Source organism: Cohaesibacter marisflavi (genome assembly GCF_963665895.2).
GTDB lineage: Bacteria > Pseudomonadota > Alphaproteobacteria > Rhizobiales > Cohaesibacteraceae > Cohaesibacter > Cohaesibacter marisflavi.
In genome coordinates, this window is record NZ_OY762534.1 from 588,548 (window position 1) to 602,088 (window position 13,541).

The following is a 13,541-nucleotide window of genomic DNA, read 5'->3' on the forward strand; positions in this document are numbered from 1 at the left end:
CCAAACTACGCAAAGTTGGCTTATTGTCAAGAGCGCGTATCGAATTATCGACGCCAAACTACCGAAATCCGGCTCACTTGTCGACAGGAAAGAGAGGGAAATGGCAGTAATCTGCGATTTCTCGGGTTTGGGCTGTGGTTCAAATTTCTGCGCGGAACATGGATTTTCCCCGCATGAAAAAGAAGGGCGTAGGGCTCTGTGGCGCCAACTCCGGATCGGTCTTTAGCCTTTCTTCCAGCTCATGGAGAATCTCTTTGGTGATGCGTGGCAAATCCAGATCGTGAGCATCGGCAATGGTAAGCCAGTGCAGGTCTTCCAGCTCACCCGAAGGGCCGGTACCTCCGTTGAGGCGATCAGCTATGTGACGGGCATCTATGGCGAAGAAACGCGTATCGAACCGGCGGCTTCTACCCGGTGGCGTTATAGCCCGGCCAATGAAACGCAAGGGAGAGAGCGTGGGCAGTAGCGAGCGATCTTTGAAAGCACTCCAGTCTTCTCCCTTCAGCCCTGATGGATCTGCTTGCGCTGCGATGAACAGTCCCGCTTCTTCATAGGTTTCTCGAATGGCGCAGATCGCCAGTCCTCGCATCCGCCTGTCGCTGGAGCCGTTTCTGGCCCCACAGCGCAGCTTCTCCATCACGCCTGTAGGAAGATCGTCGGCACAGGGTACATACCGGTCTGTGGCATCGAGACGGCCGCCGGGAAAGACGAACTTGCCGGGCATGAAGCGATGACGCATGTGGCGGCGCCCCATCAGGATTTTCGGGGTGCCGTGGTCATGATCGAGAATGATGAGGGTGGCTGCATCCTTGGGGCGCACTTTGGGCAAGGAGCCATCATAGAGCCGTTGCGCATTGGCGGTGAGGTCCGGGTGGACTTCGATATTGTTGATATGTCTCATCATGATCTCACCGTGTACTCTGGCTTTTTGGCTCTTCTTAGCGTTTGCGTCCCTTCTTGACCCTCGGCTTGACGGTTCTTGGGCGGGTGGTGCCCGGCTTCTTGCGTCCTTTCGAGCCGAAGGAGCCTTTGCCACGCCCTTTGTTTCGGGTCAAATGGCCCGGAGCCTTGCCCTTGGGATGTCTGCGGCCTTCAGTGAGCATTTCAAAGCGCAGAGCGCCTGCCAGTGGGGCCGCTTCGACGAGCTTTACATCGACAATATCGCCAAGGCGGAAAGTTTCTCCCGTTGCCTCACCGATGAGCTGATGATTGGGCTCATCATAATGATAATAATCATAGCCCAAGGTGGAGGCCGGAATAAAGCCATCGGCGCCGGTATCGGAGAGCTGAACAAATAGGCCAACACGGGTGACGCCGGAAATCTTGCCAGTAAAGCGCGCACCGACCTTGTCGGACAGGAATGCGGCAATCAGCCGATCCTTTGTGTCTCGCTCAGCTGCCATGGCGCGGCGTTCGGTGGTTGAAATATGCCCCGCGATATCGGCGAGCTTGCCGTCAAAGCCTGCGGGCAGGCCGTCGTCGCCTAGTTTCAAGGCGGCGATCAGGGCGCGATGCACAACAAGGTCGGCATAGCGACGGATCGGTGAGGTGAAATGGGCGTATTTCAGGAGATTGAGCCCGAAATGGCCGATATTCTCCGGATTATATTCTGCTTGCGCCTGCGAGCGCAGAACGACCTGGCTGACCAGAGGGGCTTGCTCGGTTTCCGCTGTGCGTCTGAGGATCGCGTTGAACATGGAAGGGCGCAGATTGCCGCCCTTGGGGAAGTTGAGATCCATCGATTGGAGGAATTCTCTCAGGCCTTCCAGCTTTTCCGGTGAAGGATTGTCATGGATACGGTAGATCAGACCCTGCTTGTGCTTCTCCAGCGTTTCCGCTGCAGCCACGTTGGCCTGAATCATGAATTCTTCCACCAGCTTGTGCGCATCCAGACGGGGCGGAATGACAACCCGGTCAATTGTGCCGTCAGGCTTGAGCATCAATTTACGCTCGGGAATATCCAGTTCCAGTGGCTCTCGGGCGTCGCGGCCCGTTTTCAATACCTCATATCCGGCCCAGAGGGGCTTCAGGATCGATTCAAGGATCGGACCCGTCACTTCATCCGTAGTGCCATCAATCGCGCTCTGTGCCTGATTGTAGGAGATGCCTGCGGCGACACGGATCATGACGCGGTGGAAGCTGTGGCGCTTTTTCTTGCCTGTTTTGTCAAACACCATGCGCACGGCCATAGAGGGGCGGTCTTCGCCTTCTCTCAGCGAACACAGGTCGTTTGATATCCGCTCGGGCAGCATGGGCACGACACGATCCGGGAAATAAACTGAGTTGCCGCGTTTGATGGCCTCGCGATCAATATTGCCCCCCATGCGCACATGATAGGCAACATCCGCGATGGCCACATAGGCGATCACGCCGCCTTCGTTGGCCGGATCGTCGTCAGGTTCGGCATAGATGGCGTCGTCATGGTCCTTGGCGTCTGCCGGGTCGATGGTGATGAGCGGCACGTCGCGCCAGTCTTCCCGCCCCTTGAGGTCAGGTTGGGTGGCGCGTTCGGCTTCTGTCAGCACAGCATCGGGGAAGATATAGGGAATGCCCAAGGCGTGGATGGCGATCATGCTGACGGCCTGCTCGGAGGCCATGGGGCCGATCACTTCGCGCACATGGGCGCGCGGCGTCTTGGAACGGCCGGAGCGGGTGATGGACACAGCCACCAGATCGCCTTCAGAAGCGTCGCCCTTGGAGGCATCATCGATGGAGAGTTCTTGCGTTTTCTTGTCGATGGGCACAAGTCGCCCGCCACCGTTGATCGGGTCGCGACGGTAGATGCCGAGGATGGAATCCTCGCGTTTGGGCAAAATCTTGATAACGCGTACAGCCTGACGGATGCCGGGGAGCTCGAATTGTTCGAGGTCTCTCTCGATCAGCTTGGCCAAAACACGATCGCCGATGCCGGGCACGGCCTTGGACTTCTTGTCCGGTTCGATCAAGAGGCGAGGTGGGGTCGCGTTTTCGTCGCTGCCTTCCCATTTGACGGGAACACCGATCAGGTCGCCCTGAGGGTCACGCTCGCTGACACGATAGACGCCAACCGCCGGCAACTCTCCGGATTTGACAAGGCGCTTGCGGCTCTTCTCGATATGACCGTCTTCGGTCAATTCCTTCAGGATGCGTTTGAGCCCGATGCGGGCACCGCCGGATATGCCGAAGGCGCGCGCGATTTCGCGCTTGCCTGCTTTTCCGGGATTTTCAGCGATGAAGGCGAGGATTTCGTCTTTCGAGGGAAGGCCGTCCTCCATTGTGGGTCTGCGTTTGCGTATCACTTAGGCGGTCCTTCTCATCATGGGCGATATGGTCGTGCGTTCGCGATGCGCGATGGAACGTGCATGCGAATGTCTACGAGCAGTATAGGCACGGTTTGGCCGAATGGTCAGCTGTCCTTATTCTTCATCGACAGCTTCTGCCTTGTCTTCGGCTTCTGTTTTCTTTTTCGCGGTCGACTTTTTGGCTGTCGTCTTTTTGGTAGCAGCCTTTTTCGTCGTTGTTTTCTTGGCCGTCGTTTTCTTGGCGGTGGTCTTTTTCGCTGCCGTTTTCTTGGCAGGGCTCTTTCCTGCCTTGGCGGCAATCAGCTCGAGCGCCTGCTCAAGGGTCACATCTTCCGGCTTCATGTCTTTTGGCAGGGTCGCATTGATCTTGCCATGGTTGACATAGGGGCCGTAGCGACCGGATTTTACGGTGATGGCGCCACCTGCATCTGGATGTTCGCCCAGTTCCTTGAGCGACTGCGCAGTGCGGCGACGGCCGCCATTGGCGCGCTTCTCAGCCAGCAGGCTTACCGCATGGTTGAGGCCGACAGAGAAGATGTCTTCCACGCTTGGCAGGTTGGCGTAGGTGCCATCATGCAGCACGAACGGACCATAACGGCCAAGGCCCGCGGTGATCATCTTGCCATCTTCAGGATGCTCGCCCACCTCACGTGGCAGAGAGAGAAGTTTGAGGGCCTTTTCCAGATCGATTGTCTCGATATCCCAGCCCTTCGGAATGGAAGAGCGCGGCGGCTTTTTCTCTTCGCCTAACTGGACATAGGGGCCAAAGCGGCCGGAGCGCAGGGTTACATCCTGTCCCGTTTCCGGGTCGGAGCCGAGCATCTTGGTGCCATTTTCGCCCACTTGCTGGGCGTCGCCATCTCCATCGGCTGACAGCTGGCGGGTATAGCCACATTCAGGATAGTTGGAACAGCCGACAAAAGCGCCATAGCGACTTGTTTTCAGGCTGAGGCGGCCATCGTCGCAGGATGGGCAGGCGCGAGGGTCCTTGCCATCTTCGCGCGGCGGGAAGGCATAGGAGGCCAGCACTTCGTTGAGTGTATCCAGAACCTGACTGACGCGCAGCTCCTTGGTGCCATCGACATGGGAGGAGAATTCCTTCCAGAAGTCGCGCAGTACATCCTTCCATTCCAACTCGCCAGCGGAGATACGGTCGAGCTTTTCTTCCAGATCGGCCGTGAAGTCATACTGCACGTAGCGTTCGAAGAAGTTTGAAAGGAAGCCGGTGACCAGACGACCTTTGGATTCGGGGATCAGGCGCTTCTTGTCGAGCACCACATAGCCACGATCGCGCAGAACGGAAAGGGTCGCAGTGTAGGTGGACGGGCGACCGATGCCCAATTCTTCCATGCGCTTGATGAGGGTGGCCTCGGTGTAGCGCGGGGGAGGTTCGGTGTGGTGCTGGCTGGCGGTCACCGCTTTTTGCTTGACGGCTTCGCCTTCGTTCATCGGTGGCAGACGGTTGCCGTCATCATCATCGTCGTCATCTTTGGATTCGGTATAGAGGGTCAGGAAGCCATCGAAGCGAACCACCTGACCGGTGGCGCGCAGCTCGGCGTTGCGAGAGCCGTTGATTGCGGTGATGTCGACCGTGGTACGCTCAAGACGGGCCGACTCCATCTGGCTGGCCAGTGTGCGGCGCCAGATCAGCGTGTATAGCTTGAGCTGTTCTTCATCGAGATACGGCGCCATTTCTTTTGGATGGCGGGTGATGTCGGTCGGGCGGATGGCCTCGTGGGCCTCCTGCGCGTTCTTGGCCTTCACCGTATAGTGGCGCGGCTTGTCCGGCAGATAGCTCTTGCCATATTCCCGCTCGATCATGCCACGGATTGGCGTGATTGCTTCTGGAGCGATTTCGACGCCGTCAGTACGCATATAGGTAATGAGGCCGGTCGTTTCTCCGCCTAGAGAGACGCCTTCATAGAGCCGTTGGGCAATCTGCATGGTGCGGGCTGCGGCAAATCCGAGTTTGCGCGAGGCTTCCTGCTGAAGGGTCGATGTCGTGAAAGGCGCGAACGGATTGCGGCGCACAGGTTTGGCCTCAACCGAGCGAACCTTGAGGCTGGCCTGCTCGACCAACTGCTTGATATCAGCGGCTTCAGCTTCGGTCTTGATATCGAGGCGGGTTTTCTTCTCGCCATCAACTGCCGTGATGCGCGCCTGGAAATCGGCACCGGCACCGGTTTGCAGATCAGCCAGGATCGACCAGTATTCCTGCGGGATGAAGGCTTCGATTTCTTCTTCGCGCTGGCAGACAAGGCGCAGGGCAACGGATTGTACGCGGCCCGCAGAACGGGCACCAGGCAATTTGCGCCAAAGCACCGGAGACAGGGTGAAGCCTACCAGATAGTCAAGCGCCCGGCGCGCCAGATAGGCGTCAACCAGAGGCGTATCGATATCACGCGGATGATCCATGGCATAGAGAATGGATTCTTTTGTAATGGCGTTAAAAACAACACGCTGGACCGGCTGATCCTTCAACACGCCGCGACGCTTTTTCAACACCTCCAACACATGCCACGAGATCGCTTCGCCCTCTCTATCAGGGTCAGTTGCGAGAATGAGACGGTCGGAATTCTTCACTGCTTCGGCGATTTCGGAGAGGCGTTTCTTCGATTTCGCATCCGCTTCCCACGTCATGGAAAAATCGTCGTCCGGCAGCACGGAGCCGTCTTTGGAGGGGAGGTCGCGAACATGCCCGTAAGAAGCCAAGACCTTGTAGTTCTTGCCTAAATACTTATTGATCGTTTTGGCTTTGGCTGGCGATTCTACGATTACGACGTCCATTTGAAATCCGTACTGTCCATTAGCGTTTTGGTCCATCAAGCGACTGGCAAGATGGAGCCGGTAGCTAGCATTTGGTTCTGATTCTTCTATTGTCAATGCTAGTCACATGACTGCTTCGACCTTTCCCGTCAAGTGCGGCGGCTGTCTAAAGCGGATATAATTTCTCTTGCTCACATGCAAGCATATTGTGAAAATACAACCATTGGTATATGGTGCGGTTGTATACAATCAAATATGTTGGTTGTATGATCGGCAAAACGAGTAATCTTTTTGCCGCAATATAATTGCAAATAACCAATGTGGAGAGCCAAGTGAGAGAAGACGCTCAATTGCTGGAAAGTGGATCGCCTGTCAAGACAGCTGACTATATATATGCGCATCTGCAAGACCTGACCCGGCTCGCCCGGCGTGACGAGTTGGCGATGCTGGTCTATCTGCTTGAGATGGCACAGATAGAAGCCATGGAAGTATCCAAACAGATCCGGCCCGCCAAGTCACTTTGATGTTATCCCGCTTCCTTTTCCCAAAAATGCGCTTCAACGGTTCCATCCTGACGACTGCGCATCAGGCCTTTATCGAGACTGTCTGGTTGCCGTGGCGCTCAAGCCGCCCTGCGAGATCCAGCTCCAGCAACAATAATTGAACCTGACCCAGCGTCAGGTCGGATTGGCGGATCAGATCATCAATAGCTATCGGCGCGAGACTCAAGCTGCGGATGAACCGGATCTTGTCGGATTCATCAGGCTCTGCGTTCCTTCCTTCCGGGGCTCCTTCACTCTCCTTTTCCATCAATGGCAGGCTTTGCTGTGCGGGCGTGTAATTTTGCTGCGTTGCGAGGGCGTCCAGAATGTCCTGCGCTTCGCAAACCAGCGTCGCCCCCTGTTGGATCAGGTGGTTGGTGCCGCTGGCGCGTGGGTCTAGCGGAGAGCCAGGAATGGCGAAAACTTCGCGGCCCTGTTCCAGTGCGTAGCGGGCGGTGATGAGTGAACCGGATCGTTTGGCTGCTTCCACCACCAGTGTCCCCATGGCGATGCCCGAGATGATGCGATTTCGGCGCGGGAAATCCTGAGATCGGGCCGGTGCATTCCAAGGCGTTTCCGAGATCAACATGCCCTGTTGCGCAATGCTTTTGGCCAGGTCGACATTCTGTCTCGGATAAAGCTGATTGAGCCCTCCGGCGACGACGGCAATGGTGCCAAGCGCCAGAGAGGCTTTATGAGCGTGTGTATCAACGCCACGCGCCAACCCGGAAACGACCACGACGCCTTTCTGGCCCAAGTCGCGGGCGATCATTTCTGTAAGCTTTGCCCCGCTGGCCGAACAATTGCGCGAGCCGACGATCGCGACTGCCGTTTTGCTCGCCAGCTCTGGTCCGCCTATGACTGTCAGCAAAGGGGGAGGCGCAGGAATATGGTTGAGGGCTTGCGGATAATCCGGCTCTCCGGTTGCCACAAGGCGGGCACCTGCGCGATGAAGGGCCGTCCATTCAGCCTCTACCTCAGCTTCGGATGCCATGTGAAAGGCGCGTCGGGCTCCGCCCTTGCGAGAGAGAGCAGGCAGTGCATCGAGGGCTTTCTCGGCGCTGCCGAAATGATTGATCAGATCGCGGAATGTTGCCGGGCCAACATTTTCGCAGCGAATGAGACGCAACCAGTGGAACCGCTGCCTCTCTGTAAGGCGAAAAGGATGATGGCTGATATAGCCGTCGCTGCCGGGTTCTGAGAGAGCCATTTCATTTGTGTGTGCCATCACCGGGGTATCTTCTATATTTGGGGATGGCACATCACTTGTCATTTGTCTGAACCTTCTGATGAGGCTTCATCGCTGGTGCTTTCTGAGGGCACTTCCTTTTTGCCGCCGATCTTGCCTTCTGTGCCATCCAGCAGGCGCTTGATATTCTCTTTGTGCTTGATCCAGAGCACGACCGTGAGAATGGCGAACAGTTCAGCCAAACCAATCCGTCCGAAGCCGAAAAGCACAAAGGGCATCAAAGCACTGGCAATGAGTGCGGACAGAGAGGAATAACGGCTGAAATAGGCAGACGATAGCCAGATGAATCCAAATGTTAGGAAAGCCGGAGGCGAAAGAGCCAAAAGCACGCCCAGATAGGTGGCAACGCCCTTGCCGCCACGAAATTTGAGCCAGAAAGGAAAGATATGGCCCAGAAAAGCTCCGGCACCTGCCAGACAGGAAATCAGGAGTACATGGTCCGGCGAAAAGACAATGGCGCATTCCCGCGCAATGATAACGGATAGAGTGCCCTTGAGCAGATCACCAAGCAGGGTCAGGGCTGCCAGCTTCTTGTTGCCGGTGCGTAAGACATTGGTTGCGCCAATATTGCCCGAGCCGATTTTGCGTACGTCTCCCATGCCGGCCATCTTGGTGAGCAATAGGCCGAAGGGGGTCGAACCAAGGATATAGCCGAAGAGAACGGCGATAATGAGTTGGGGCAGGGTGTGGCTCCAGCTGATAGGGTCGATCATGGGCTGTGATCCCTTGTCTTCATGCAGGGGCCATCAAGGGCAGGCGCCTGACTATGGGGGCGGGTAGCCAGACATGTTGCCTGACCACCCGACCGATTCTCTTGCGAGACTGTTCAGCTAGGATCGTAATGGTGAACCAGCTGTCCTTCAACGTAAGTTTGCAGAACTTTGCCCGAAAGCTGCGCCTTGTGGAAGGCGGTGTTCTTGGAACGCGACTGCAACATGTCCCGATGCATGACCCATGGTTGCTCGGGATCGAAGATGATGATGTCTGCCGGAGACCCCGGTTTCAGGCTGCCAGCGGAAAGGCCGAGCAGTTTTGCCGGTGTCGTGGAAAGGGCCTTGAAGGCCTGCATCATGGAGAGCTGGCCGCTATGGACCATGCGCATGGCGGCTGGCAACATGGTTTCCAGTCCGACAGCTCCATCCGCACATTCGGCAAATGGATGGCGTTTGGTGTCCACGTCCTGCGGATCATGGGCAGAGACGATGACATCGATGGTGCCATCGGCAACCCCCTCAATCATGGCGAGGCGTTCTTCTTCGCTTCTGAGCGGTGGCGACATCTTGTAGAAGGTGCGGTACAGGCCGATGTCATTCTCATTCAGCGTGAGATGGTTGATCGAGACACCGCAGGTGACATCATAGCCCTTGTCTTTGGCCCGACGGATGATGTCGAGGCTTTCAGCGCAGGAAATCTGGCTGGCGTGGTAACGGCAGCCCGTGAGCTGGGCTAGGCGCACGTCGCGGGCGACCATGATGGTTTCCGCTTCTGCCGGAATGCCAGCAAGACCAAGACGGGTTGATGTTTCGCCAAGATTCATGACGCCATTTCCGACCAGATCCGGATCTTCGGGATGATGCACGATGAGGGCATCGAAGTCGCGTGCATAGGTCATCACGCGGCGCATGATCTGGGCGTTGGTGACGGCCTTGCGGCCATTGGAAAGAGCCACGGCGCCAGCTTCGAGCATAAGGCCGATTTCGGTCATTTCCTTGCCGCCCAGACCGCGCGTCATGGCAGCATAGGGGTGGACATGAACCTTGGCTGTGTCGCGCGCGCGCCGCTTGATGAAATCGACAAGGGCGATGTCATCGATCACAGGGTCCGTGTCCGGCATGCAGGCGATGGAGGTGACCCCACCAGCGGCTGCGGCACGGCTGGCGCTCTTGAGGGTTTCGCGATGTTCTGCGCCCGGTTCCCCTGTGGTGACATGCATGTCCACGAGGCCGGGGGCTGCAATCTTGCCTGCGCCATCTACACGCAGAATGTCGGATGGCAGCTGGCTGGCGACATTGGCGCCGATGGCCTTAACTTTACCATCCTCGATCAGGATTGCGCCCGACTCATCGAGCCCCGTTGAAGGGTCGAGCAATTTAACATTGGTGAGGGCGAAGGCTGCTTGTTGTCTTTCTGGCATGATCATCTCCCTCTTAGTCCAATTCCGCAGGCTGAATGTCGAGACTGTTCTTGGCCAGCAATTCAATGATCGCCATGCGCACAGCCACGCCCATTTCCACCTGCTCGTGAATGACCGAGCGACCGGAATCGGCAACCGAGCTGTCGATCTCGATGCCCCGGTTCATTGGCCCCGGATGCATGACAATGGCATCTTCGCGGGCATAGCCGAGTTTTTCTTCATCAAGGCCGTAGAAGTGGAAATATTCGCGTATGGACGGAACGAAGGCCCCGTTCATGCGCTCAAGCTGCAGCCGCAGCATCATGACCACATCGGCGCCATCAAGCCCTTTGCGCATGTCGCGGAAGCATTTGACGCCCATTGCTTCTACGCTATCAGGCAGTAGCGTGGAGGGCGCCACGAGGCGCACTTCGGCGCCCATGGCCGTCAGCAACAGGATGTTGGAGCGAGCGACACGGGAATGCATGATATCGCCGCAAATGGCAACAACCAGTCCTTCCAGCGTGCCCTTGTGCCGCCGGATGGTCAGAGCATCAAGCAGGGCCTGCGTGGGGTGTTCATGCGCGCCATCGCCTGCGTTGATCACCGAACAGCCAACCTTGCGGGCGAGCAGCTGCGGCGCTCCAGCGGCATTGTGGCGAACAACCAGAATATCCGGATGCATGGCGTTGAGGGTGGTGGCCGTGTCAAGCAGGGTTTCACCTTTCGACACGGATGAGTTCTTCACGGACATATTCATCACGTCCGCGCCAAGGCGCTTGCCTGCAAGCTCGAAGGAGCTTTGCGTGCGGGTGGAGGCCTCGAAAAACAGGTTGATCTGGGTTCGACCCTTAAGGGCTACCTTTTTCTTTTCAACCTGACGGGAAACATCTACGGCTTCTTCTGCAAGGTCGAGAAGAGCTGTGATTTCTGGGGGGGTCAGCCCGGCAATGCCGAGCAGATGGTGGTGCGCAAATGCCACGATCATTATCCTAGCGTTTTTGGGTTTTCGCTAGAAGTAAAGCTATAGGTGGAAAAGAGAGTCTCCGCAAGTGGGTGTTCGCACTCTGTATATATCTTGATGACTTTTCAGTCATCTTTTCCAATGCTGCCTTAGCTGAGGTTCAATGAACGCACCAGAGCCAGCCAAAGGGGAATGGCCAGCGCAGACAGGGGTGTTTGCCAGGTTACAATGGCAGCGATGAGGGGCGCATTGCCGCCCATCTTCTTGGCGAGCACATAACTGTTCATGGCGGTGGGAACGGCTGTGCTGATGATGACGACTTCCAACGGCTGGCCCGTAAGGCCAAACAGCATGGCAAAGCCAATGGCCATGGCAGGCATGCCGACAAGGCGCAAGATGCAGGCGAACCAGACATCCCGTACGGGCGGTAACGCATGTTTGAGCTTGATGCCCGCCCCAACCATCAGCAGCGCGCAGGCGAGACCAGCACGTCCGGTGATCTCGACGGTCGAGGCAATCGGATCCCAGATTGGAATGCCGGAAAGATTGATTGCGAGGCCTAACAAAGATGCGATAATGAAGGGATTCTTGATGATATTGAGCAGGACATTGCCAAAGCTGGGGCGCCCGTTCGCGCCGAATACAGCCATGATGCCGACAATAATGATATTGATGACGGGAATCATCGAGGCCATGGAAACCGCCACCAGCGCCATAGCATCATTGCCAAAGGCTTTTTGCACGATTGCCAATGCCATGAAACCATTCCAGCGCAATACCCCTTGATAGACCGAGGTATAGGAGGGATTGTCGATGGAAAAGAGCGAGCGGAAAACCGGGTAGAGGGCCAGCATTACCGCTGCCATGAGTATAATGGCCGAGACCAGCACAAAGGTCATGTCGCCCAGCGGCACATTCTGCAAATCTGCGTTGAAAAGCGAATTGAAGATGAGGGCCGGGAAGAAAAGCCAATAGGCGATCGTCTCCAGACCACCCCATTGATCTTCGGGCACAAGGCCGCTTCGGCGAATATAGAGCCCGAGGCCAACAAGAAAAAATGTTGGAATGATGGCTTCGACGATCACATACATTGGGGCAGCTTTCCGGCGGGGCTTTTGCTTGCTTTCTGGGAGATTTCAGAAAGGCGGTCTTAAATGCGAGACCTAATTAGTGACCGAAAGCGGAGCCAAGGTAAAGAGAGAGGCAGAGCATTCGGCCTGAATTAGACGGAATTCTCCTCATTTTGACCTCTGTTTATCCGCTTTGCTGTGCGTTGTCGTCTTGAGCTGTGCAAGGGCCCCTCAACTGCAGGGCTAGAGCTTGAGCCGTTCCATCGGTGGCAGGCTTTCCTCTTTCTTTTTCAGCCTCTCCTCGGTTTTGACCATATAGTCGCGTTTGCTTGGCTTTGCGGCCTGCTTTTTGGCCAACTGGATCTGGAAAATGAACATGTTGTCCCATTCAAAGGCCATTTCAGAGCCTGCAAGATAAAAATCCCACATGCGGTAGAATGTCTCGTCATACAGGGCAATGGCTTCCTGTTTGCGGGCATTGAACCGCTTGCGCCATTCCCGGCAGGTATAGGCATAATGCATGTTGAGAATTTCTATGTCCCGTACGAGCAATCCGGCCTTTTCAATTGCTGGCAATACCTCAGACAGGGAGGGGATATAGCCGCCGGGGAAAATATATTTTGCAATGAAGGGATTGGTCACATTGTGGCCAGCCTGGGGGCGGCCGATGGAATGGAGCAGCATGACGCCGTCGTCATCAAGCAACTGGGCGCATTTGCGAAAGAAATTGTCATAGCGGCCTGTGCCCACATGCTCGAACATGCCGACCGATATGATGCGGTCAAACGGTTTTGTCTTCAGGTGGCGATAGTCCTTGAGCTCGAAGCGTACGCGATCTGCCAGATTGCGTTCCTCGGCGCGTCGGTTGGAAACAGCCAGTTGCTCGTGCGATAGCGTGATGCCGGTCATGTCGACGTCACTGGTTTCGGCCAGATAGAGCGCAAGACCGCCCCAACCTGAACCGATCTCAAGAACGCGATGATCCTTTTCCAGCTGCATTTTTGCCGCCAGATGCCGTTTCTTGGCCAGTTGGGCCTCATCCAGAGTGCTCTCTTCGCTTTCGAAATAGCCGCAGGAATATTGCCAGTCGTCATCGAGAAACAGATCAAACAGGGCTGGCGTCAAATCGTAATGGTGCGAGACATTCTTACGGTTCAGGTTGATCGGCAGGCGGGTTGCTGCCTGCGCCTTCAAAAGACGCCACAGGTGACGTGCGCGCATCAGGGGTGAAAAAGTGCTGTCAGGGGTGTTTTTCCTCACTAAAGAGAGAAAGTCATATATCTCTCCCTCTTCAACGACAAAGCGCCCTTGCATATACATCTCTCCCAGAGTGAGGGCAGGATCTTTTGCCAGCAGCTTTTCAGCCTCGGTGTCATTGACACGCACCCGCACAGAAGGCGCATCCTTCTGGCCATAGGATATGGTTTGACCCGTTGCCCATGTGACAGATAGCTGTCCTGTTTTGAAAATGCCGGTAAGGAGCGTATGAAGCGGTTTGTTCATGAGGTCTCTCTGTTGCGTTGATAGGAACAACAGAGGCCGCGCGTTCTGGATTG

Annotated in this window: 10 protein-coding genes; 1 reads left to right on the forward strand and 9 read right to left on the reverse strand. The window is 56.2% G+C overall.

Annotated features, from left to right (window positions below; genetic code table 11):
* Positions 1 to 139 precede the first annotated feature (139 nt).
* The 3 genes from ACKPCT_RS03970 to topA form a co-directional block, all read right to left on the reverse strand.
* Positions 140 to 904, reverse strand: coding sequence for an NUDIX hydrolase (locus ACKPCT_RS03970; RefSeq protein ID WP_319568456.1), 765 nt, complete (start codon positions 902 to 904; stop codon positions 140 to 142).
* Between the two features lie 34 nt (positions 905 to 938).
* On the reverse strand, positions 939 to 3,254 hold the full coding sequence (gene rnr, locus ACKPCT_RS03975) for a ribonuclease R (RefSeq protein ID WP_319569378.1): 2,316 nt from the start codon (positions 3,252 to 3,254) through the stop codon (positions 939 to 941).
* Between the two features lie 141 nt (positions 3,255 to 3,395).
* Positions 3,396 to 6,068 carry a type I DNA topoisomerase gene (gene topA / locus ACKPCT_RS03980; RefSeq protein WP_319568457.1) on the reverse strand — a complete coding sequence of 891 codons (2,673 nt, stop codon included), beginning with the start codon at positions 6,066 to 6,068 and terminating at the stop codon, positions 3,396 to 3,398.
* A 311-nt stretch (positions 6,069 to 6,379) separates the two neighbouring features.
* Here topA and ACKPCT_RS03985 point away from each other — a divergent pair, with 311 nt between their 5' ends.
* Positions 6,380 to 6,571 (forward strand): hypothetical protein, encoded by a 192-nt coding sequence (locus tag ACKPCT_RS03985; RefSeq protein WP_139229255.1) that lies wholly within the window; start codon positions 6,380 to 6,382, stop codon positions 6,569 to 6,571.
* A 61-nt stretch (positions 6,572 to 6,632) separates the two neighbouring features.
* On the opposite strand, the gene dprA is transcribed toward ACKPCT_RS03985, so the two are convergent.
* The 6 genes from dprA to ACKPCT_RS04015 form a co-directional block, all read right to left on the reverse strand.
* Positions 6,633 to 7,799 carry a DNA-processing protein DprA gene (gene dprA / locus ACKPCT_RS03990; RefSeq protein ID WP_319569379.1) on the reverse strand — a complete coding sequence of 389 codons (1,167 nt, stop codon included), beginning with the start codon at positions 7,797 to 7,799 and terminating at the stop codon, positions 6,633 to 6,635.
* Positions 7,800 to 7,858: 59 nt separating this feature from the next.
* Entirely contained in the window at positions 7,859 to 8,548 is a 690-nt protein-coding gene (plsY, locus tag ACKPCT_RS03995) for a glycerol-3-phosphate 1-O-acyltransferase PlsY (RefSeq protein ID WP_407062716.1), read from the reverse strand.
* 116 nt (positions 8,549 to 8,664) lie between these two features.
* The gene (locus ACKPCT_RS04000; protein ID WP_407062711.1) at positions 8,665 to 9,978 is read right to left on the reverse strand and encodes a dihydroorotase; all 1,314 of its coding nucleotides are present in this window, start codon (positions 9,976 to 9,978) and stop codon (positions 8,665 to 8,667) included.
* Between the two features lie 7 nt (positions 9,979 to 9,985).
* Positions 9,986 to 10,933 carry an aspartate carbamoyltransferase catalytic subunit gene (locus ACKPCT_RS04005; RefSeq protein WP_244544667.1) on the reverse strand — a complete coding sequence of 316 codons (948 nt, stop codon included), beginning with the start codon at positions 10,931 to 10,933 and terminating at the stop codon, positions 9,986 to 9,988.
* 131 nt (positions 10,934 to 11,064) lie between these two features.
* Entirely contained in the window at positions 11,065 to 12,006 is a 942-nt protein-coding gene (locus ACKPCT_RS04010) for an AEC family transporter (protein ID WP_319568458.1), read from the reverse strand.
* A 222-nt stretch (positions 12,007 to 12,228) separates the two neighbouring features.
* A complete protein-coding gene (locus tag ACKPCT_RS04015) occupies positions 12,229 to 13,488 on the reverse strand; it encodes a cyclopropane-fatty-acyl-phospholipid synthase family protein (RefSeq protein WP_319568459.1) in 1,260 nt (419 codons plus the stop codon).
* Positions 13,489 to 13,541: the final 53 nt, after the last annotated feature.

Coding starts and splice junctions, on each gene's coding strand:
- topA (WP_319568457.1), bottom strand. CDS start 6,068: ATGGACGTCGTAATCGTAGAATCGCCAGCCAAAGCCAAAACGATCAAT.
- dprA (WP_319569379.1), bottom strand. CDS start 7,799: ATGGCTCTCTCAGAACCCGGCAGCGACGGCTATATCAGCCATCATCCT.
- ACKPCT_RS04000 (WP_407062711.1), bottom strand. CDS start 9,978: ATGATCATGCCAGAAAGACAACAAGCAGCCTTCGCCCTCACCAATGTT.
- ACKPCT_RS04010 (WP_319568458.1), bottom strand. CDS start 12,006: ATGTATGTGATCGTCGAAGCCATCATTCCAACATTTTTTCTTGTTGGC.
- ACKPCT_RS03970 (WP_319568456.1), bottom strand. CDS start 904: ATGATGAGACATATCAACAATATCGAAGTCCACCCGGACCTCACCGCC.
- rnr (WP_319569378.1), bottom strand. CDS start 3,254: ATGGAGGACGGCCTTCCCTCGAAAGACGAAATCCTCGCCTTCATCGCT.
- ACKPCT_RS04015 (WP_319568459.1), bottom strand. CDS start 13,488: ATGAACAAACCGCTTCATACGCTCCTTACCGGCATTTTCAAAACAGGA.